Source organism: Paenibacillus sp. FSL E2-0201 (assembly GCF_037963325.1).
Classification (GTDB): Bacteria; Bacillota; Bacilli; order Paenibacillales; family Paenibacillaceae; genus Paenibacillus_AQ.
In genome coordinates, this window is the sequence record NZ_CP150154.1 from 2,165,185 (window position 1) to 2,184,991 (window position 19,807).

A 19,807-nucleotide genomic window follows, 5' to 3' on the forward strand; every position below is an offset into this window, starting at 1 on the left:
GAATCAATAAAAAGATTATATTGAAAGGGGGGAAATCGTATGAAATTGAATTGGTTGCCTTCAATGTGCACACTTGCAAACTTAGGACTTGGATCCCTATCCTTGTATTTCACGATTCAGGAACGATATAGTCTAGCTTTATTGATGATATTACTCGCGGCAATATGTGATGTACTAGATGGATTACTGGCAAGAATACTGCATTGTACCAGCGAATTCGGTAAACAATTGGACTCATTGGCGGATATTATATCCTTTGGTTTAGCGCCAACCTTCCTTATCTTGTTGTATAAGTTAGAAGATGCTCACTGGATTGGACCAGCAGTTTCGGTTTTGTTTTTGATCTGTGGTGCACTTCGTTTGGCCAGATTTAATCTGTCGGCGCCTTCCAAAGGGTTCGTGGGGATGCCCATTACTGCTGCTGGAGTCATTCTGTCGATGATTTCTTTGCTAGATGAACGTATGAAACCGGGGCTGGTCATCGTGTTAATGGCATTACTATCCGTAATGATGGTCAGTCGTATCCCTTTTCCGTCCCTTAAAAAATCCTTCAACAGGAAGTGAAACACCCATGCCTTGGATTATTGAGATCATTTCGCAGTACGGATATTTAGCCATATTTGCTCTTATGGCACTTGGGATTATCGGACTTCCTGTACCCGATGAGGTATTAATGCTGTTTGTAGGTTATTTATCCTCCGTTATGGTTTTGGATTTTTCACTTTCGGTATTGGTTTGTTTCATGGGATCTATCACAGGGATGCTTATCAGCTATACTATTGGTTTAAGACTAGGGCAACCTGTGGTAGAAAAATTCGGCAAGTGGGTGGGGCTTACACCCAAGCGTTTTGCCAGTATGAAAAGATGGTTTTTGCGGTTCGGTAACTGGACCATTTTTATTGCCTATTTTATTCCCGGTCTGAGGCATGTATCAAGCTATATTTCTGGTATCAGTGCTATGTCTTTCAAAAAATATATACTCATAACGACTGCAGGAGCGCTAACCTGGTCACTTCTTTTTGTTTCCATCGGCTTTTTTGTGGGGGCTAGGTTTTCCTTTTTATAGTCATTGGATGATAGCATCATTAATCGCAATCGAATGGAGCAAGATCAATGAATGTATTCAAGCGATTCTACGCGAACATAACCACCAGACGCTTTTTAATTCTCGCACTTATCGGGCTGCTGCTGTACAGTGTTCGAGGGATGCTTAATCTGGTGTTGCTGACGTTTTTGATTGCTTTTGTCATGAACAGCTTTCAGACCTTGCTTAGTAAAGGAATTGGTAAATTTGTGAAGGTTAACAGTAAGGTGATTATTGTCATTTTATACCTCGCTTTAATCGCGGTGATTGTACTGGCCCTTGCTAAATATCTTCCAAAAGTATTGGAGCAGATTAAGCAATTAACCATCTTCCTTACCAATCTCAAATCAGACGACCTCCCGCAGAACAAGATTACATTGTATTTGTATGATATGTTCAAGGACCTAAACTATCAGATCTACATCAAAAGAGGCATCGATTATGTACTGAAGGTTAGCAACTGGGGCGCGACTTTCGTTGTATCAACCATTCTAAGCTTTGTGTTTATTCTTGAGAAGAACCGGATCGTCAGTTTTACTTCTAGGATGAGAGAGAGCCGGATTGCCTGGTTTTATATAGAGCTGGAGTATTTCAGCCGACAATTCATCGTTTCCTTTGGGAAAGTAATTGAAGCGCAAATTCTTATTGCCTTGTTCAATACCTGCCTTACTGTTATTGGCTTATGGTTGCTTAACTTCCCATATTTATTTGCCCTATCGATCTTGATTTTTCTGCTCAGTCTCATTCCGGTGGTTGGTTTTTTGATTTCGCTCATTCCGCTCTTAATCATCGGCTACAACATCGGCGGTCTGACAACAGTCACTTATGTGCTGGCGATCATTGCGGTGTTGCATTTTATCGAAGGCTATTTCTTGAATCCCAAGTTGATGTCCACAAAAATGAATTTGCCGATGCTCTACACCTTCAGCGTGTTATTGTTCTCTGAGCATTATATAGGTGTCTGGGGACTTATTCTTGGCATTCCCATCTTTGTATTTATGTTGGATATCCTTGAGATTAAGCACGAGGATTCTTTCAAAGGAGCTAACCCCTAAGCGTAATACTAAAAAAAGGTCCAATTGAAAAGCTGTTTCCGGTATATTTCCGGGGACAGCTTATTTGTCGTGCAAATTACACGAAAAGTTCAAGCCTAGGGGCTTTTTTTGTAAATAACGTTTTATATTGTGTTCTGCTGTCATAAGTTAGCTAAGGAAGCAATGTTCAGATTCTTCAAAGAAGGAACAGGAACAAAGGAGGTACGAAAAGATGGAATCACAGGTACGGAGGTACACCCCCTTTAGGGGCCCGTTTGATCCTTGCCCGCCGGTGCCGTTCAAGACTTATGTAGTTCCACCCAATCAGTTCGTTAATTTTCAGCCGCCAGATTTACCTCAGTTTAGTTTGCAGGAGGCGCTAAGGGTTGGCACGTTATGGCCAGCATTTTACAGCCCATATGAGTCCAAGTGCAAAGGAGGAGGGAAATAGATTATGGAGGCAAATCCTTGCGATCAACGTTATTATGAATTGCTTGAGCAACTGCAGACACTTGACTTTGCCTTAGTGGAGTTGAACTTATATCTAAATACTCATCCTGATGATTTGAGAAGTATTGAACAATTTAATCAGCTGACTCAGGAACGTACCAAGCTCGCGAATCAATTTCAGGAATTATACGGTCCGCTGCAGAATTTTGGCAGAGCCTATTCGAAATGTCCGTGGGAATGGAATCAGACGCCTTGGCCTTGGCAGGTGTAAGAAGAGTGCAACTGTAAGGAACTAAATTTCTAGAGGAGGGGAAGTTTCCGAATGTGGATCTACGAAAAAAAATTGCAATATCCGGTACGGGTCGGTAAATGTGATATCCGGATGGCGCGTTATTTAAGTGAGCAATATGGAGGAGCGGATGGCGAGCTCGCCGCAGCCCTGCGCTATATGAATCAAAGATACACGATCCCAGATAAAGTGATTGGCGTTTTGAACGATATTTCTACTGAGGAATTCGCCCATTTGGAAATGATAGCCACTATGATTTATAAGCTGACGAAGGACGCTTCGGTATGCGAGCTAGAGGAAGCTGGGCTAGGTCCACATTTTGCTCAGCATGATCACGCGTTGTTCTATTCGAACTCTGCCGGCGTACCTTTTACAGCAGCCTACATTCAAGCTAAGGGTGACCCGCTGGCTGATCTTTATGAGGACATTGCAGCGGAAGAAAAGGCCCGGGCTACATACCAGTGGCTGATTGACATGACAGATGATGTGGATCTGCAGGATAGCCTTAAGTTCCTTAGGGAGCGGGAGATTATCCATGCGATTCGGTTTAAGGAAGCGGTGCAGATTATTATTGATGATCGGAACCAGAAGCGGGTATTCTGAGGGAAGTTGTCGCATTACTATTATTCATATATCAATGAACTTTATGACCGCTCTCGATGGAGACGGTCTTTTCTTTGTGAAAAATGATCTTTTTCTCTTTGAGAGGGTGAACAAAATGATATAATTAAGAAACGTGGTTAATGGCAAAAATGATCAGATTGTTGATCAGCGAAGGAGAGAGACTGATTTGAAGAATACTATTATCGAATACTGTTTGAAAAAGAAAGGGGCGACTCAGGAGTATCCATTTGGACCCACTCCATTGGTCATCAAAGTGGCTGATAAAATGTTCGCACTTATTTTTGAGGAAACAGGGAAGGTTGTTCGCTTAAACTTAAAATGTGACCCGATTATTGCGGAGAACTTAAGAGAGCAGCATGATTGCGTACGACCAGGCTTTCATATGAACAAAAAGCACTGGAATTCAATCATGATTGATGGTTCCTTGCCAGAGTCGGATGTCTTTGACATGATTGACCACTCCTACGATATGGTTGTCAAAAAGCTTTCTAAAAGCCTCAGAGAATCTATTGGAAATGAACTAAATGAATAATCAAATGAAGGATCGTTTTGCCAACCAAAGTATTCCCAAGCTGATTTTCTTGTTGGCTATTCCTGCCGTTATAGCTCAGCTAATCAATGCCATGTACAGTGTAGTTGACCGGATGTTCCTTGGAAGAATGGAGGAGGGGGGAACGCTAGCCTTATCCGCTATAGGGATATCTTTTCCGATCATTATGTTGATTTCAGCATTTGCAGCTCTAATCGGAGCTGGTGGGGCACCCCTAGCTTCCATAAAGATGGGCGAAGGAGAACATAAAAAAGCAGAAGAATTACTGGGAAGTTGTTTTACTATGCTGCTAATGGCATCCGTAATACTTACAGCTTTGTTTCTTATTTTTAAGTCGCCGTTCTTAACGTTATTCGGAGCGAGTCACGATACATTGCCGCTGGCCAACGATTTTTTAAGCATTTACCTTATTGGAACTGTGGCGGTACTCATTTCTTTAGGGTTGAATCCATTCATTGCGGCACAAGGATATGCCAAAACTGCCATGCTCACGGTATGTATTGGTGCGGTTGTGAATATCGTCCTTGACGCCATTTTTATTTTTGAATTGAATATGGAATTAAGGGTGCGGCATTGGCTACTGTTATTGCACAATTTATTTCGGCCATTTGGGTATTGGGGTTCTTAATCTCTAAACGAGCGCATCTGCGCTTACGCCTATCCAATATGCGTATTAAACCAAAGGAAGCTGCAAGTGTACTTGCATTGGGACTTTCTCCATTTATTATGATGTCGACCGAAAGTTTAATTCAAATCGTATTTAACACGTCCTTAGCTAAATTTGGAGGCGATATGTACGTTGCTGCCATGGGGATTATGGGCACACTGATGCAAATCTTTGGGACGTTGTTATCTGGTTTTGCGCAAGGGGCACAACCTATTATTAGCTATAATTATGGAGCTCGCGATTTTGCTCGTGTAAAATCCACCATTTTATATTGCAGTGTTTTTTGCGCTGCTTTTGGATTGGCGATGTGGAGCATTGCCATTTTTGTTCCGCAGTTGCCCATTATCATATTTACTAATAACCCTGAGCTTGTGGCTCTGACGTCTAGATTAATGAAGATATTTTTCCTGGGTACCTGTATTTTTGGTATTCAATTGGCTTTTCAACAAGTATTTATTGCTTTGGGACAAGCCCGAGTTTCTATTTTTATCGCGATCTTGCGTAAGATTATCTTGCTTATTCCATTGGTACTTTTGCTCCCGACATTCATTACTCCGAAAACAGATGCAGTTATTATAGCTGAGCCTATTGCTGATTTTTGTGCAGCACTGACTTGCTGTGTTTTATTTGGACTCACGATAAAGAAGCTTTTTAAAGATAGATCTGATAAAGCTGGGATGGTCTGAAAAAGTCTATAATAAACGATCGGAAGCAGATGTTCTGAGGGATGTTTCGCTTTCCTATCATATTACAACAGCCTACATTCAAGCTAAAATTATATTTCGAACAAAAGCCGGCAAGCTTCCCTTAGAAGCTTGCCGGCTTAGTTCGTGATTTACATATATTGAGGCTGGGATGCATAATTATTTAGCTTACTCTATTCTTTGTAGCAACGAATTGCTGGTTTAGCTCGGAGTAGTTAAGTTCAGCAGTGTGGTTCAAGTTCATATCAGCGATGGACAAGTTCTCCTGTAAGGAGATATATACAGCGAACATACCGGCGGCTTTGATCGCTTCTACCCCGGCGACTGCATCTTCTACCCCGACGCAGAATTGCGGATCTACCCCAAGCGCGTCCGCGGCGGTCAAGAATACTTCCGGGTCTGGTTTGTTGCGGGCAAGCTTGGCTGCATCTACAATAACTTCGAAGTCTTTCTCCATACCTAGAAGACGGATAACTGTAAAGGCATTTTTGCTTGCGGAGGCAATGCCGGTCTTCACTCCGTGGGCCTTCAGCTCGGTGAGCAATTCAGAGATTCCAGGCAGCACATCGGCCGGGGTTACCTGCTGAATGAGCTGCTGATAGAACTCATTTTTGCGGGTCGCCATCTTCTCCATCTCTTCGGGAGAGTAAGTGTGCGGAATTGCTGCTTGTCCAAGCAGCAATTCCAGTGAAGCTATGCGTGATACACCTTTCAGGTTCTCATTGAACTCTCGGGTGAACGGAAGTCCCAGTTCTTTCGCGATCATACCCCAAGCCTGATAATGATATTCTGCGGTATCCGTAATAACGCCGTCTAGATCAAAGATTACGGCTTGAATTTGAGAGGCTGCATTCATTGTGTTGTGCTCCTTATGAATTAGGCTTGTAGTGCCTGAGTTAACGGTTTATCGTTGCCCAGAGTCACTGATTGGCCGTAGAGAATTAGATCAAGTGCTTCACCCTCTAACAATTCCAGCTCCACGCCTTCCTCGCGAATGGTTACAGCAATGAGACGCCCGCGGAAGGCGAGGCGGAAGTTGTATTTCTGCCAGCCAGTTGGTAGGGACGGAGCGAGCGATAGGCCGTTTTCCTTAAGACGTGTTCCGGCAAAACCGTACACAATGGCCATCCACGTTCCACCCATATTAGCGAGATGTAATCCGTCTTTGGTGTTGCCGTGTGTATTATCGAGATCCAGTCGTGCAGTCTCGATAAAGTAGTTATACGCCTTGTCCTTGTAACCGATTTTCGAGGCTATGATGCTAAATATGCAAGAGGACAGAGAAGAGTCATGGGTAGTGATTTGCTCATAATAATCATACGATTTGCGAATCGTTTCTTGCGACTGCTCGTCTTCCAGCAAGTAATGAGCCAGCACGGTATCCGCTTGCTTGCAGACCTGATAACGGTACAGGGTAAGCGGGTGGTAATGCAGCAGCAGCGGATGTTTCTCCGGTGGTGTATTCTCGAAATCCCAGACTGCTTTGCGTAAAAAAGTATCGTCCTGCGGGTTAATGCCTAGCTTCTCATCGTAAGGGAGGAACATGGCATTCGCCGCTTTCAGCCAGCTATCCGCTTCCTGTTCAGTAACATGCAGTCGGATACACAGCGCTTGGAAGGCAACCTTATCATACTCCTGAAGCCGAGCGAAACTGCGTGCGGCCCATTTTAAATTATGTTTGGCCATTACATTGGTGTAATAGTTATTGTTCACCAGACAAGTGTACTCATCTGGACCGGTTACTTCGTCAATGTGGAATTTACCTTCGTAAAAATGACCGATTTCCATCCACAGCCTCGCGGTTTCAAATAGCACCTCTGCGCCGTATTGGAGCAAAAAGGCGTCATCTTCTTCCGCCAGATGATATTGGATATAGCTATAGGCTACATCGGCACTGATATGATATTGGGCTGTGCCGGAAGGGAAGAAGGAGGAACATTCCGTACCTGAGATCGTCCGCCAAGGGAACAATGCCCCTTGGGCATGGCCCATTTCTTTAGCACGTTCCCGTGCTTCCCCCAGCTTGGAGTACCGGTATAATAGGAGCTGCCGGGCCAAATCAGGAGAAGTCATTAGGAACACGGGAAACATATAAATTTCCGTATCCCAGAAATAATGGCCTTCGTATCCTTCTCCGGATAAACCTTTGGCAGAGATGTTGCTATGCGCGTCGCGTCCGGCTGATTGCAGCAGTTGATAAAGGTTGAAACGTATACCCTCCTGAAGCGACAAGTCGTTCTCAATGACTACATCGGAACGCTTCCAGAAGTCAGCCAAATAATGCGCCTGCTGTTCCAGCATGTCTTCAAAGGAGAGGTGCTTCAATGATTCCTGTACCTGAATACCGGTATCCACAAGCATTTGTTCATGTCGTAGTGTATCGGTATAGACATTCCATTTGGTCAGCGATAGTGGCCCAGACAAGGAGGAGGTTGCAGTCACTGTAGCATCGGTTTCTCCTGCCTGAGTTTCAACTTGCCAGTCACCTACCCATTCATGACGGGTGACACAGGAGGTTCGCAGACCCGAAGCCATCGTCTCATTCTCCAAGCATACATATTCACCCCGAGCTTCGCACGCTACTACGCTCAGTCGTTTGGAATGTCCTGCAGCTACACGCGGGTCATTCGGGTTCGTATAGTTGCTAACATCGCCATTTACACGAGATACAACTTGGATTGGGCCATTGAAATTGACAGGCTCAACAGTCAGATGAATGGCAAAAAGTTCACGGGTAGTGAAAGAAACGAGTCTACGGAAATGCAGCTTGAGTTCTTTACCGGAGGGGGATTTCCAGTGGATTTTACGCTCCGAGTATCCCTTGTCCAGATGGAGGTTACGCTCATAGGCGAGGACACTCTCTGCTGTAAGTGCAAATGGCTCCATATCTTCGCCTATATAAATATTTAACCCTTGGGAATCTATAATATTAACCAGTTTTTGCTGGGTACCTGGAAAGGCGAATAGCTTCTCCCCATAGGGAATGTCAATCACATCGTGAAAGGCGTTCAAATATGTTCCGCGGATACTGCGGATTTCTTTATCGGAATACCCTTCTTCAAAATTGCCACGCACGCCCAAATATCCATTCCCCAGCGCAAAAATACTTTCTAAATTCAGCAGGGTATCTGCCGACAATCCCTGATTGGCAATGCTCCAGCTCATGCTTATGTTTCCTCCCTTGATGGTTATGAATTGAATTTTAAGTCCGAAAGGGCTAGAATTATACTAAATTATTTAGGATATTATCAAAATTTTTAGGTGAGGTTAACACGTATGGATCAACTTAAAGGACAACATAAACTGCCGGAATATTGGTCCACACGTTCTGTGGATCTGTCAGAGGGATTTGTCCATCCTCCGCTTGATTATGAACATGAGCTTTTGGAAGCTATTCGACTCGGTGACGAGAACCGGGCACTGGAAGCACTGCATAGAATTAACGCAATGGAAGCTGCTACGCTAGCCCGATATCCGCTGCGCTCCAAGAAAAACGCTATGATTGCATCCTGCACCTTGTTTACACGTGCGATTATCCGGGGTGGTGTTGACCCTGAGACAGCTTTTCAGCTGAGTGATACGTTCATTCGTGCGGTGGAAGCTACGACGGAGCTTGAGGCACTTCATCGATACGAATATGAAATGGTCCTGCAATTCATTACAGTGATGCGCCAGCAAAAGGAGAATCTTCACTATTCACATATTGTCAATCTATCCGTATATTTTATACGCGAGCATTTGTTTCAAGATTTGAACCTTAGCCTGATCTCTCGGCATGTCGGTGTGCATCCCAGTTATTTGTCCGACCGCTTCAAGCGTGAAACGGGTATGCCGCTCACGGAATTTATCAACCGGCGTAGAATTGAGGAGTCGCAGTCGATCCTCATTCACACGAATCAGTCTATTTCCGAAATCGCTTTGATGTTTAAATTTTGCAGCCAAAGTTACTATACACAGTTATTTAAAAAATACACGGGCTTGACCCCGAAGCAGTTTCGCCGGGACGGTGGAGCAATTACGAAATGAGAGAAGCTCAGCTTCAATAGCCAAACTCGCCTTTCTCCGCTCTAAATGAGATTATAAATCCACTAAATAAGTAAGAGAGATGATCAGATGGCCTATTCCCATCATGTCAATTTTCCCAATGTGCCTAGCATTTTGTCTGAACCCTAAAGTTTCACTGGCACAGTAGGGCAATTTTAATTGTAAAAAGTACAACTATATGAGGGGACGGCTACTATTTTCGATTAATAAGTGTAATTCGTACAACTAAAAATCCCGATCACACACAATTTTCTTCATTTTCTATTAAATAAGTGTACAATGTGCAACTAAATGGGTGTTGACGTCAGATAGAGATATTTTAATTGTATAAAGTGCAACTATGGGGCTGCCCATATGCATCATTGTCCAATGGTAGGTGGGAATGGCGCGTTTATTGCAAAGGATGGAGAGGTGATTTCGACCATACATTTTGACTCGCAGACTTCGGATAGGATCTTGAAGTTAATCGAAGAATTTGAAGCCACTTATTTGATTGACAGTCACTGGGACTATGCGTATTCGGGTTCCCATGACCATCCCATTCGTAAAAATGTAGATCCAGAGCAACGCGCCAAAAATGTTAGTCCATCTGAGCTGGATGAGCTTGTGAAAGTAGTTTTTTTGAGTAGTCTGAACGGGGAACAGTTAATAGAGCAGCTACATAGAATGCCTGTTGTGATCTATAAGCATGGACAAGAGGACATTATTGATATAAGCCCAAAAGGCGTAAACAAATGGACCGGACTACAAAGATTGGGCGTAGAACCGCAGCAATTTATTGCTTTTGGCAACGATGCTAATGACATAGAAATGTTTAGACAATCCGCACACTCGGTTTGTGTTGGCGAACATATTGCCTTGGGAGAAGTAGCAACGGAACAGGTGAGTAACGGAGAAGAGCAGATCGTTAGAAAAATAATGGAGCTGGCGGAAGGGCTGCGATCTTCGTGACACATAACTCAACAGCTCAATAGCTCGGAGTCCATCAGCTGACCTAGCTAGGATAGCGAGACCATAGTTCAATAAAAAACCTGCCATTAAATCGGCAGGTTTTGGCATGTATAAGCTGAAATAAGTGCAACAACTATTAGTTTAGATAAGTTCTTGGCGGCGATGTAGATAACGATAGAGCACACAGCCGGATATGGCGCATATCGCCGCACATAATCCGATAAATCCATAACCAGCTTGAAGTCCGCGCAGCAAGCCTGTTTGCGTCTCGGCACCGTACAGCCGCTTCACACCTTCGATCACAGCACCTATAGCATAGTTGCCGATTACGCTACCCACTCCCATTAACGTGACTGTAAATGTGATGGCGGTGTCACTGCCGTGAGGGTACCTTTTCGCAATAAAAGCCATAACGGTTGGATAAATCATCGCAATACCGATCCCTGCTGCGGTGAATAGAAAGGCGAACTTTTCTCCACCCAAAATTGCGGCAAAGGTACACAGGGCTGAGAAGGCTGAAAATATAATGAGCGATAGATTAAATCCAATCTTATCTGTAACCGGCCCCAGCAGAAGCCTTGCTAACGAGAAGCAGAGAAAGAAGGTGGACAGCATTCCAGAAGCTGTAACCGTATCCCACTTGTATGCTTTTTCAAGAAAATTTACGAGCCATCCGCCTACGGCAAGCTCCGACACTACACCGAAGGACAGGATTAGGACCATTAGCCATAAAGCCGGATCACGGACCAGTGATTTTAGTGGAATTCGGTCCTCATGCGGAAGATCGTCACCCGGAAACGTACTCCGTAAGGCAAATAGAATAGGGAGTAAAGACAAGCTAAGCATTATTAGATACATTCCACGCCAATCAAGTGTATGACCGAATATACTTACCGTCATTAGCCCTGTAGCCAGAAGTGGAGCTAACGTGGAACTAAACCCGTAAAAGAAATGGGATAAGTTCATCATGGTCCCGGTATTTTTAACGAAGATACGTGCTCCCAGAATGGCAAGTCCAATCTCAAGCATTCCGTTTCCGATATACATCAGGAAGTAGGAAGCCGAGAAGAGGGGGTAGCTATGTGAGATGTAAATTAGAACGCCAGAGAATATCATGGATGCGAAAGCAATAATACTGACAGCCTTGATCCCCCACTTACGAACCAATACAGCTGTGAAGGAACAGGCGATCAAATAACCTAGTGCGTTTAGGGATAGCAGGGTACCTAGCTGCTTTTCATCCAAATTAAAGTCAAACTGAATTCTTGGAATGGCTGGCCCTTTAATATTTTCAGATATCCCAAACACAATAAACCCTAAAAAGATCGTTGCCAATTGCATGGCATAAACCTTGTTAAATCCGCCAAAGCGCTTTTTCAACGTGAGAACCTCCAGAATCGGATATCTTTATTGCTCGGTGTCTCTATAGTACTCTTCTTTAAGTTTTTCCCAGTGTTGTTTATCGTCCTCTGTAATTTCTCTTAGCACTCTGCAAGGATTCCCCACGGCAATTACATTGTCAGGGATATCTTTAGTCACGACTGAACCTGCGCCGATGATTACATTGTTGCCGATATTTACTCCAGGATTGATTACGGCATTTCCGCCAACCCACACATTGTTTCCAATGGTAATCGGTGTACCGAATTCGAGCATACTAATACGAACGTCCGCATCAATGGGATGGCCGGCGGTATACACGCTTACTCTGGGTCCAAAGAGAACATTCTCACCTATCGTTACTTTTGCTACGTCCAGGATAATGCAGTCGAAATTGGCGTAAAAGTTATTTCCGACAGTAATATTGCTGCCATAATCGCAGCGGAAAGGTGGCTCAATATGCAACGATTCACCCGTAGACTCGAATAATTGCTTAAGTAATTCTACTCTATATTCGCCTTGTTCTTCCGTCGTATTGTTAAATAAACGAGTGAGCATTCTGGATTTTTTGCTATCTCTAGCTAATTCTTCTCCACCAGCCATGTAAAGCTTTCCTGCAATCATATTCTCTTTGTTTGTTGCCATTCGTAATTCCTCCTGAAGTTCTTGTTAGTTTTAGCGGCGCTTTTCAACCAGTTGCAACGAATAGGTCAAGCTTTCCAGCGTGATCGCAATTAATCCGTTCATGTAATAATCATCAGGGTGATCCAGCACAATTAGATGAGGCATATGCTCGTCTGGAATGAATGCCAGACAATTTTGATAGATATGTGGTATATCCTCTTGTCTAACTTGTTCGCCTGTGAGCGCTATCGTCTCAGGGTTAATAACTGCCGTCAATGAGGCAATGGTGTGAGCTGCTAAGGGGATAAATGTTTCTGTCTGCCCTAAACGAATGAATTGCTCGTCACGCGAGATTCCAAAAGGTAAAAATGAGACTTCGCCCGCGAATCTAGTATTTCCTTTGTGGATATGCCCGTCGATCATCATCCCTGCACCCGGAAAGGCACCTTTGATAAAGGTCAGCACGACTATGGTTTTGTCCTCTTCGTAATCCTGCTGCTTATAGAATCCGTAAACGGTTAGATTCATGTCATTTTCGACCGTGACTTCAACCTCGTATTTCTCTCTGAGGAGTGATTCTAAGGGAGCATGAATTAAAGTCTTGATATCACAAATATTAATGACACCTTGGTGAACCAGTCCCGGGATTCCGATACCAACGGCTTTGATGTTGTTATAGGCTTGAATTAGTGTGCCTACTAAACGATCTATGGTCGTAGCATCAATACTCTCAGCTTTGATATATCCGCCATCGACACGTTGACCAACGGAATTCGTTACTGTATAGGTTAAGGATTGTAGCCCATCTTCAATTTTGGCATAGATGCATGCGATGTAGGAGAAATCAACATTATAGATGAATCTTCGAGCCGGCCGACCTCCATTGGAAGCCTCCAGCTCCGTCTCAATGACTTCACCTGTCTCCATAAGTTCATTCAATATATTTCCGCAAGTGGCAATACTTAATCCGGTGGCGCTAGCAATCGTTGATTTGGTTCCTTCTTTCATCGACTTTAAGGCTTGCTTGATAAGCTCCTGATTTATCTTTTTAACACGAATAGAATTGTTTGCGATTTGGTTTATTTTATTCACCTCTAGACTTTTGAAAATGGTTATTAAAAGTGTTATCAATACTATAACTTGGTGCTTTATAATTGTCTAGCCAATAACTTTATAAAAAATCGTAGCATGTAATTCACCGTTAGCTGATATTGCATAGCTTGGTATACGTCCAGCTTGTATGTAGCCCATTGAAGTATAAAGGAGGTTGGAAGGGTCACCTTCTCTTGTATCAAGCACGATTAAAGACCTGTCTTCCTGCGTAGCTCTTTCCTCAGCTTTTTGCATTAGTGAACGAGCAATACCATTCCGGCGATAATTAGGGTGTGTCATCAGCTTTGCGATTTCGGCTCGATGTGTTCCGTTTGCTTTTGTACTTAAATGTAGTTGTACACTTCCCACGATAATCTCATTCATTGTTGCGACAAAAAGGATCACATCGGGAGCCAAAACATTGTGCCAGTATAAGACAGAGTCTGACGCATCTAAGGGTGGTAAAAAACCAATGGAGGCTCCATCCTCCACGACCTGTATAAGTAGCTCTGAAAGCTCATCTATAGATTCTTCAATCGAAAATAGTTGTTCAATGCTTACAATATTATTCATGTTTTTTCCTCCAGCACTTTTAAGTTTAAAAATATAGCGAAATCATAACTGAATACATATAATTTGTATAACGAATTTTATAGATCGCAATCATTAATATTTTGAATCATAGAGGGTGCAATCCATGGACTTATCTCAATTAGAAGCTTTTTTGGCGGTATGCAGAATCCGAAATTTCACCAAGGCTGCAGAACATCTACATATCTCCCAGTCCGCCGTTACCGCAAGAATAAAAGCATTAGAAAACGCCGTGGGCAAGGTGCTCCTTACACGTGATAATCGGAATGTTAGCTTAACGCAAGCAGGGATTTCCTTTGTTCCATATGCTGAGCGGATGCTTCGTTTGTTTGAAGAGAGCAAGGTGACTCTATCCGAAGAGCTGGAGAACTATATCATTTTAAGTGGGCCTGGGTCCGTATGGCATTATTATTACCTGGAGCATATTCTTTCATTTAGACGTGATCATCCGAAGGTGGCTATCAAATTCCTAAGTTATATTGATTCCAGTTATATGATTCGTGATCTTTTGTTGGATGGAATTGTACAAATTGCGATTAAATATGACCCGCCAGAACACCCTGAGGTAACCAAGCACTTCTTGTTTGAAGATGAGATTGTTCTGGTTTCCACGCAATTAAGAGAGACATCTGTACGCAAGGAGGATTTTTTTCAGCGTGAGTATTGTCATTTAGAGTGGGGAGGCCCGTTTCCAGAATGGTTTTCCAGTATAGTTGGACCAGGCTATGTGCCTGCACTTCAGACCGATCACTCGATGATTATGCTGGACATGCTGCTACTAGGAGTAGGCTTTGGATTTCTACCCCGATCTATTGCACAACCGTATCTCGATCAACAGAGGCTATTTCAACTTCAATGTGAGTTAGACATGCCGATCACAAAGGCCTACGCGCTTTATTTAACAGAGAATACCGAAGATATTCGTGTACGGCTTGGGCTGGAGATGCTTGGGGTGGATAGGTAAGGCGTATTTGTATCGTATCTTATTTTTGGCTAATCAGAACCGTGTTCTGGGTGGCTTTTTTATATGGAAATTATGGATTCTAATATAAATAAGCGTATCGTAATTTTATCTGCTCATATCATATCCGACGTTGATCATATCGCCAAGTAGGTGCTTATGATGGGACGAGGGGAGTTACTACATCAAGGAACGATTAAGGAATTGACTAAGGATCTGGAAGGAGAGGTTTGGGAAGCCGTTGTGCCCGGACGGATGCTCGCTCAAATCGAAGAATGGCGATTGCAATTTTCTATTTTGTCAGCTTCTATCCATCCGGTACAAATAGTCTTAGATAGACGCTTATCTGAGTGCCGATTATACTGAGTAATGGTAACAATTTATGAGAGTGATTGGAAGCGACTAACAATCAGGAACTTGAGAGATTTTTGTGAGAGCAGTGGGGTAGGATAGTAGAATTACTCGCATAGAGAGGAGCCTGAAGGTTGAGGACGATGAAATATCGGGGAATAGTCGGGATGGGGCTGTTTTTTATCCTCGCGATTTCCCTATTAGTAAGTATTATTTCCCCAACAATTCAGGGTCAAGTAACCCCGGTGGCCAAGCAGGGCGTATTGGATTTGTCGAAGTGGGATTTTGAGGAACAAGGACTAGTTGATCTAGACGGAGAATGGGAGTTTTATGAGAATGAATTACTGAGTCCCTCTGAGATTCAGCAAAGCAGTAATAAGAAATCTACATATCTTTCTGTCCCAGGCACATGGAAAGGTAAGGGCTTAGAAGATGGGATGGACAGAAAGGGTGCTGGCACCTATCGACTTAAAGTGTTAGTCCAAGATTCGGATGAGATCCTTGGTCTAAAAATACGAAGTATACGCATGTCTCAAAAGTTATTTATCAATGGGAAGCAAGAGGGAGAGAACGGGGTTCCTTCAACACAAAGTGAGTCATTTAAGCCTGGGAATACTCCGTATACGGTATTTTTTCAATCTAATAACCGAGAGATAGAAATATTAATTCAAGTCTCTAATTTCAACTTTATCACTGGGGGGATCGTGAATTCAATCCCGTTGGGAGCACATGCGGATATTACCCAAATGAACAGTATTCAGATTGGCACAGATATTGGAATTATTTTAATACTGGGCATGTTTGGGGCATACCATCTCAGCTTCTATTTCGTAGGGCGTAGAGAAAAGGCCTATTTGCTGAGCGGTTTATATCTGCTTATACTCTCGTTGAACAATTCTCTCTATGGTGAGAAGGTGTTTCAGCAGTTGTTACCCAATTTCCCGTTTGAACAAACTTATAAGATGCTGGAAATAAGCCAGTTTATCGGCTCGATTATCATTATTATGTTTTACTGCTCGGTGGAATCTCGGTTGATGTCAAGGAAGAAGATGCGGATCGTATTGTCTCCATTTGTCCTTTACCTGATATCGGTTTTGGTGCTGCCGTATGGTGTACATATTCGTGTGAAATATTTGTTTGTTACGTATCTTGGAATCGTTATGCTGACTATTATCGTCAGAATGATTTATCTATATGTTCGCAGCCAGAGCCAAACGACGGATCGAAAAGAACTGTTTCTGTTCATTGGCGGCGCGATTTCGCTTCTGATTTTTTTCTTAGACGTAAGCCTTTATTCTGAAAATATGCTGCGGACCGATTTGGTCGGTAAATGCGGTGTGATTGGTTTTATTGTTTTCTTCAATATTATGTTAGCTGTGCGTTTCTCAAACACTTATGACAAGACAGAAACGCTGTCCCGTCAGTTGCTAATCTCTAATCAGCTTAAAGATGAATTTCTAATGAACACTTCGCATGAGATCAAGACTCCGCTGCATGGGATAATGAATATGACATCCTTTTTACTAGAAGATGGTGAGGATAATCTGTATCCGATACAGAAGCAGAACCTTTGGCTAATTAAGGATACTTCTACGAAGCTGTCTATGCTTATTCAAGATTTGATAGATGTCAGCCTTTTGAAGCATGGGGAGTTAAGACTACAGCAGACTGTGGTTGATCTAAGGGTGGCTTCGCAAATTGTATTTGATGTATTGCAGTTTGAGCTTGCGGGGAAATCCGTGCGATTAGATAATCAAGTGGATTCTGATGTTTGGGTGCTGGCCGATGATAGTCGGCTAAGACAGGTAATGTACAACCTAGTACACAATGCGATTAAACATACGAATAAAGGATTTATTAAGATAAAAGCATATGTGGAGGGAAATACAGTATCGGTTACCGTGGAGGATTCAGGAACGGGGATATCACCCGATATGCATACCGCCATCTTCGAATATTTTGAACAGGTAGATAAACCGCTCCCGCAAGATGGTTATACAGGAATGGGCGTTGGCCTGTACATTAGCAGGAAACTCATCGAACGGATGGGCGGTGAAATTCGGGTGGATTGGTCTGAGATTGGCCGAGGTACTCGAATGATCTTCACATTGCCCAAAATAGAGCGCATTCCAGGCTACCTTGAAGCAGCAGCTACAGGGGCAGGACAGCACGCGCATTTTGAGCAGACCTCGCTTGATATTGTGGATCAAAGCGGATATACAATCCTAATTGTGGATGATGAAGCATCTAATATCCATATTCTGCTGAACATTTTAAGACGGCATCATTATAATGTAATTACTGCGTTTTCAGCGAATGAAGCAATAGACAAAATGGAGCAATACCCGAATGTGGATCTAGTCATATTAGATGTCATGATGCCGGGTATTTCAGGAATTGAGCTATGCAGAACATTACGGGTACGTTACTCCATTCTGGATTTACCTATTCTGTTTGCTACAGTTAAGGACGCAGCAACGGATATAGCGCTTGGCTTCAGGGCTGGGGCGAATGATTATATCACTAAGCCATTTGATGGCGAGACACTGATGGCGAGAATTCAGACGCTGATTGCTATGAAAACATCGATACAGGAAGCGATACGAAATGAGTATGCTTTTCATCAAGCACAAATTAAGCCTCATTTTCTGTATAACGCACTGAGTAGTGTAATCTCTTTCTGTTATACAGATGGAGAGAAAGCCGCTTATTTGTTATCCATGCTAAGTCAATACATTCGTTATATTCTCGATATGGATCGGTCCACTTTAGTTGTTCCGTTACACCGGGAGTTAGAATTGATTCAAGCTTATGTGGAGATCGAAAAAGCTCGGTTTGGAGAGCGGTTCGATTTTATTTTTAAAATGGATGAGGGTCTACGTTCTGTTGAGATTCCTTCCTTATGTATTCAGCCGTTTGTCGAAAATGCGATCAGACATGGGTTGTTTGAAAAAGAGGGTCAGGGCAGAGTTTCGCTCACGGTTCAAACAGGCGGTAACTATATGAAAGTTATCATCGAAGATGATGGTATAGGTATTCCAGATGATCTGCTATATCAATTAACCGGAGACGGGCAGCTAGATGGCAGCATCGGTATCCATAACATTCGAAAGCGTATAGGCGCTATCCCCGGAGCCACCCTTACCATTCATTCCGACCTTGGGTTCGGAACCAAAGTTACGATGTATTTACCAGCAAGCCTTGGGAGCATGGAGGGAGAAGCACGATGATTCGTGTAGTGATTGTTGAAGATGAGAAGCCGATTTTGAATTTGATGAAGGTACTGATCGGTCGTAATTCAGATTATACCATTAGCGGGGCCTTTTCTAATCCATTGGAGGCACTGGAGTGTATACCTGATTTACAACCGGACGTTGTGTTTATAGATGTTGAAATGCCAAGGATGAACGGGATTGAGCTGGCAAGCAGAATTCAGAAGCTGATGCATCAACCGGAAATTGTATTTACTACCGCCTACAAAAATTATGCACTGGAAGCGTTCGAAGTAAGTGCACTGGATTATATTCTTAAGCCGATAACGCCCGAAGCGATCAACAGAGTCACTGAACGGCTTGTTAAACGGATGAAACCTACGGTGATGCTGGAGCCTAAGAAGACGGGCCTGATGATCCGCTGTTTTGGCGGGTTTGAAGTTTGCGATTCAGAAGGCAAGCCCATTCATTTTCGAACACGTAGAGCAGAGGAATTATTCGCGTATTTTCTATGCAATGCAGGTCGTTATATCAGCAAGTGGAAAGTGATAGATTTGTTATGGCCAGATATGCAGGATGAGAGAGGGTCATCCAATTTGTATAATACGATTTACCTCTTGAAAAAAATGCTGAAAGAAAAGGGCTTCGGCATGGAAATCCGCAAAATGAATGACGGTTATATGCTGGAGACCGGAAATGAAAGTTATGATGCTCTTGATTATCAAAGATTTCATTTAGAAATAGCTGAAGGGAAACAAACTACCACGCAAATGGAGCGGCTTTGTTCCTTATATCAGGGGCCTCTGCTGGATGGGAAGCCTTATCTATGGAAGATTTCGCTCGAGGAAGCTTATTGCAAGCATTTTACAACTTGGACTCGTTTGTTAGTGGACAGTGATTGTGCCTCTCAGGACTGGCATAAAGCGGAGCAACGATTAGAAAAGTTCTTAAGCTTATATCCGTTGCATGAAGGAATGAACCAGCAAATGATTGATGTTTATGCCAAACTCGGAAATAAAGAAAAGATTGCACGACTTTATGAGAAATTCGAGGGGGCTTATCGTACTGAGCTGGGGCTGGTCCCTTCAGCAGAGTTTAAAGAGCGTGTAGCTGCATATCTAGTTTGAAATATTATTTTTAAAAAAAGAAAGCAGAGGGAGAATGGTCATAGCCCCGTCAAGTAGACAGTAAAAAAGAAG

General features: G+C 43.1%; 21 protein-coding genes. 15 read left to right on the forward strand and 6 right to left on the reverse strand.

Annotated elements, in window-relative coordinates; genetic code table 11:
* Nucleotides 1–39 precede the first annotated feature (39 nt).
* The 9 genes from pssA to NSU15_RS09405 all read left to right on the forward strand — a co-directional run bounded on the left by pssA (nt 40) and on the right by NSU15_RS09405 (nt 5,384).
* A complete protein-coding gene (pssA, locus tag NSU15_RS09365; protein ID WP_042125884.1) occupies nt 40–564 on the forward strand; it encodes a CDP-diacylglycerol--serine O-phosphatidyltransferase in 525 nt (174 codons plus the stop codon).
* Between the two features lie 7 nt (nt 565–571).
* A complete protein-coding gene (locus NSU15_RS09370; RefSeq protein WP_042125886.1) occupies nt 572–1,066 on the forward strand; it encodes a DedA family protein in 495 nt (164 codons plus the stop codon).
* Between the two features lie 47 nt (nt 1,067–1,113).
* On the forward strand, nt 1,114–2,139 hold the full coding sequence (locus NSU15_RS09375; protein ID WP_339290038.1) for an AI-2E family transporter: 1,026 nt from the start codon (nt 1,114–1,116) through the stop codon (nt 2,137–2,139).
* Between the two features lie 211 nt (nt 2,140–2,350).
* On the forward strand, nt 2,351–2,569 hold the full coding sequence (locus NSU15_RS09380; RefSeq protein WP_042125890.1) for a spore coat associated protein CotJA: 219 nt from the start codon (nt 2,351–2,353) through the stop codon (nt 2,567–2,569).
* A gap of 3 nt (nt 2,570–2,572) precedes the next feature.
* Nucleotides 2,573–2,839, forward strand: coding sequence for a spore coat protein CotJB (locus NSU15_RS09385; protein ID WP_094870385.1), 267 nt, complete (start codon nt 2,573–2,575; stop codon nt 2,837–2,839).
* Nucleotides 2,840–2,890: 51 nt separating this feature from the next.
* A complete protein-coding gene (locus NSU15_RS09390; RefSeq protein WP_042125896.1) occupies nt 2,891–3,460 on the forward strand; it encodes a manganese catalase family protein in 570 nt (189 codons plus the stop codon).
* Nucleotides 3,461–3,647: 187 nt separating this feature from the next.
* Nucleotides 3,648–4,013: an MmcQ/YjbR family DNA-binding protein gene (locus tag NSU15_RS09395; protein WP_042125898.1), complete on the forward strand. Its 366-nt coding sequence runs from the start codon at nt 3,648–3,650 to the stop codon at nt 4,011–4,013.
* Complete coding sequence (locus NSU15_RS09400; RefSeq protein ID WP_197069765.1) at nt 4,006–4,659, forward strand: MATE family efflux transporter; 654 nt, start codon at nt 4,006–4,008, stop codon at nt 4,657–4,659. Before NSU15_RS09395 ends, NSU15_RS09400 begins: the two co-directional genes overlap by 8 nt.
* On the forward strand, nt 4,605–5,384 hold the full coding sequence (locus tag NSU15_RS09405; RefSeq protein ID WP_197069766.1) for an MATE family efflux transporter: 780 nt from the start codon (nt 4,605–4,607) through the stop codon (nt 5,382–5,384). The genes NSU15_RS09400 and NSU15_RS09405 overlap by 55 nt, the downstream gene beginning before the upstream one ends.
* Before the next feature lie 181 nt (nt 5,385–5,565).
* Here the strand turns inward: NSU15_RS09405 and pgmB are convergent, their stop codons facing one another.
* Nucleotides 5,566–6,258, reverse strand: coding sequence for a beta-phosphoglucomutase (pgmB, locus tag NSU15_RS09410; protein ID WP_042125900.1), 693 nt, complete (start codon nt 6,256–6,258; stop codon nt 5,566–5,568).
* Between the two features lie 20 nt (nt 6,259–6,278).
* A complete protein-coding gene (locus NSU15_RS09415) occupies nt 6,279–8,567 on the reverse strand; it encodes a glycosyl hydrolase family 65 protein (protein ID WP_042125902.1) in 2,289 nt (762 codons plus the stop codon).
* A 111-nt stretch (nt 8,568–8,678) separates the two neighbouring features.
* Between NSU15_RS09415 and NSU15_RS09420 the strand changes: the two genes are divergently transcribed.
* Both NSU15_RS09420 and NSU15_RS09425 read left to right on the forward strand, forming a co-directional pair.
* Nucleotides 8,679–9,428, forward strand: coding sequence for an AraC family transcriptional regulator (locus NSU15_RS09420; protein ID WP_042125904.1), 750 nt, complete (start codon nt 8,679–8,681; stop codon nt 9,426–9,428).
* Nucleotides 9,429–9,800: 372 nt separating this feature from the next.
* The gene (locus NSU15_RS09425) at nt 9,801–10,397 is read left to right on the forward strand and encodes an HAD family hydrolase (RefSeq protein WP_339290041.1); all 597 of its coding nucleotides are present in this window, start codon (nt 9,801–9,803) and stop codon (nt 10,395–10,397) included.
* Nucleotides 10,398–10,538: 141 nt separating this feature from the next.
* On the opposite strand, the gene NSU15_RS09430 is transcribed toward NSU15_RS09425, so the two are convergent.
* The 4 genes from NSU15_RS09430 to NSU15_RS09445 form a co-directional block, all read right to left on the reverse strand.
* Nucleotides 10,539–11,738, reverse strand: a complete 1,200-nt coding sequence (locus tag NSU15_RS09430; protein ID WP_076121112.1) for an MFS transporter — start codon at nt 11,736–11,738, stop codon at nt 10,539–10,541.
* Nucleotides 11,739–11,804: 66 nt separating this feature from the next.
* Nucleotides 11,805–12,422 (reverse strand): sugar O-acetyltransferase, encoded by a 618-nt coding sequence (locus NSU15_RS09435; protein WP_339290042.1) that lies wholly within the window; start codon nt 12,420–12,422, stop codon nt 11,805–11,807.
* 30 nt (nt 12,423–12,452) lie between these two features.
* Complete coding sequence (locus NSU15_RS09440; protein WP_339290044.1) at nt 12,453–13,493, reverse strand: ROK family protein; 1,041 nt, start codon at nt 13,491–13,493, stop codon at nt 12,453–12,455.
* 66 nt (nt 13,494–13,559) lie between these two features.
* On the reverse strand, nt 13,560–14,066 hold the full coding sequence (locus tag NSU15_RS09445) for a GNAT family N-acetyltransferase (protein WP_339290046.1): 507 nt from the start codon (nt 14,064–14,066) through the stop codon (nt 13,560–13,562).
* 124 nt (nt 14,067–14,190) lie between these two features.
* Here NSU15_RS09445 and NSU15_RS09450 point away from each other — a divergent pair, with 124 nt between their 5' ends.
* The 4 genes from NSU15_RS09450 (at nt 14,191) to NSU15_RS09465 (ending at nt 19,735) form a co-directional block, all read left to right on the forward strand.
* Nucleotides 14,191–15,048: a LysR family transcriptional regulator gene (locus tag NSU15_RS09450; protein WP_339290048.1), complete on the forward strand. Its 858-nt coding sequence runs from the start codon at nt 14,191–14,193 to the stop codon at nt 15,046–15,048.
* A gap of 156 nt (nt 15,049–15,204) precedes the next feature.
* The gene (locus NSU15_RS09455) at nt 15,205–15,411 is read left to right on the forward strand and encodes a hypothetical protein (protein ID WP_156114764.1); all 207 of its coding nucleotides are present in this window, start codon (nt 15,205–15,207) and stop codon (nt 15,409–15,411) included.
* Nucleotides 15,412–15,539: 128 nt separating this feature from the next.
* Nucleotides 15,540–18,626, forward strand: coding sequence for an ATP-binding protein (locus NSU15_RS09460; protein ID WP_339291298.1), 3,087 nt, complete (start codon nt 15,540–15,542; stop codon nt 18,624–18,626).
* On the forward strand, nt 18,623–19,735 hold the full coding sequence (locus tag NSU15_RS09465; protein ID WP_339290051.1) for a response regulator: 1,113 nt from the start codon (nt 18,623–18,625) through the stop codon (nt 19,733–19,735). Before NSU15_RS09460 ends, NSU15_RS09465 begins: the two co-directional genes overlap by 4 nt.
* Nucleotides 19,736–19,807 lie beyond the last annotated feature (72 nt).

What these genes read in the sequence shown, in the direction of transcription:
- NSU15_RS09420 (WP_042125904.1), top strand. Translation starts at nt 8,679, where the DNA reads ATGGATCAACTTAAAGGACAACATAAACTGCCGGAATATTGGTCCACA.
- NSU15_RS09455 (WP_156114764.1), top strand. Translation starts at nt 15,205, where the DNA reads ATGATGGGACGAGGGGAGTTACTACATCAAGGAACGATTAAGGAATTG.
- NSU15_RS09415 (WP_042125902.1), bottom strand. Translation starts at nt 8,567, where the DNA reads ATGAGCTGGAGCATTGCCAATCAGGGATTGTCGGCAGATACCCTGCTG.
- NSU15_RS09450 (WP_339290048.1), top strand. Translation starts at nt 14,191, where the DNA reads ATGGACTTATCTCAATTAGAAGCTTTTTTGGCGGTATGCAGAATCCGA.
- pgmB (WP_042125900.1), bottom strand. Translation starts at nt 6,258, where the DNA reads ATGAATGCAGCCTCTCAAATTCAAGCCGTAATCTTTGATCTAGACGGC.
- NSU15_RS09460 (WP_339291298.1), top strand. Translation starts at nt 15,540, where the DNA reads ATGAAATATCGGGGAATAGTCGGGATGGGGCTGTTTTTTATCCTCGCG.
- NSU15_RS09380 (WP_042125890.1), top strand. Translation starts at nt 2,351, where the DNA reads ATGGAATCACAGGTACGGAGGTACACCCCCTTTAGGGGCCCGTTTGAT.
- NSU15_RS09400 (WP_197069765.1), top strand. Translation starts at nt 4,006, where the DNA reads ATGAATAATCAAATGAAGGATCGTTTTGCCAACCAAAGTATTCCCAAG.
- NSU15_RS09430 (WP_076121112.1), bottom strand. Translation starts at nt 11,738, where the DNA reads ATGCAATTGGCAACGATCTTTTTAGGGTTTATTGTGTTTGGGATATCT.
- NSU15_RS09445 (WP_339290046.1), bottom strand. Translation starts at nt 14,066, where the DNA reads ATGAATAATATTGTAAGCATTGAACAACTATTTTCGATTGAAGAATCT.
- pssA (WP_042125884.1), top strand. Translation starts at nt 40, where the DNA reads ATGAAATTGAATTGGTTGCCTTCAATGTGCACACTTGCAAACTTAGGA.
- NSU15_RS09385 (WP_094870385.1), top strand. Translation starts at nt 2,573, where the DNA reads ATGGAGGCAAATCCTTGCGATCAACGTTATTATGAATTGCTTGAGCAA.
- NSU15_RS09425 (WP_339290041.1), top strand. Translation starts at nt 9,801, where the DNA reads ATGCATCATTGTCCAATGGTAGGTGGGAATGGCGCGTTTATTGCAAAG.
- NSU15_RS09370 (WP_042125886.1), top strand. Translation starts at nt 572, where the DNA reads ATGCCTTGGATTATTGAGATCATTTCGCAGTACGGATATTTAGCCATA.
- NSU15_RS09465 (WP_339290051.1), top strand. Translation starts at nt 18,623, where the DNA reads ATGATTCGTGTAGTGATTGTTGAAGATGAGAAGCCGATTTTGAATTTG.
- NSU15_RS09435 (WP_339290042.1), bottom strand. Translation starts at nt 12,422, where the DNA reads ATGGCAACAAACAAAGAGAATATGATTGCAGGAAAGCTTTACATGGCT.
- NSU15_RS09375 (WP_339290038.1), top strand. Translation starts at nt 1,114, where the DNA reads ATGAATGTATTCAAGCGATTCTACGCGAACATAACCACCAGACGCTTT.
- NSU15_RS09390 (WP_042125896.1), top strand. Translation starts at nt 2,891, where the DNA reads ATGTGGATCTACGAAAAAAAATTGCAATATCCGGTACGGGTCGGTAAA.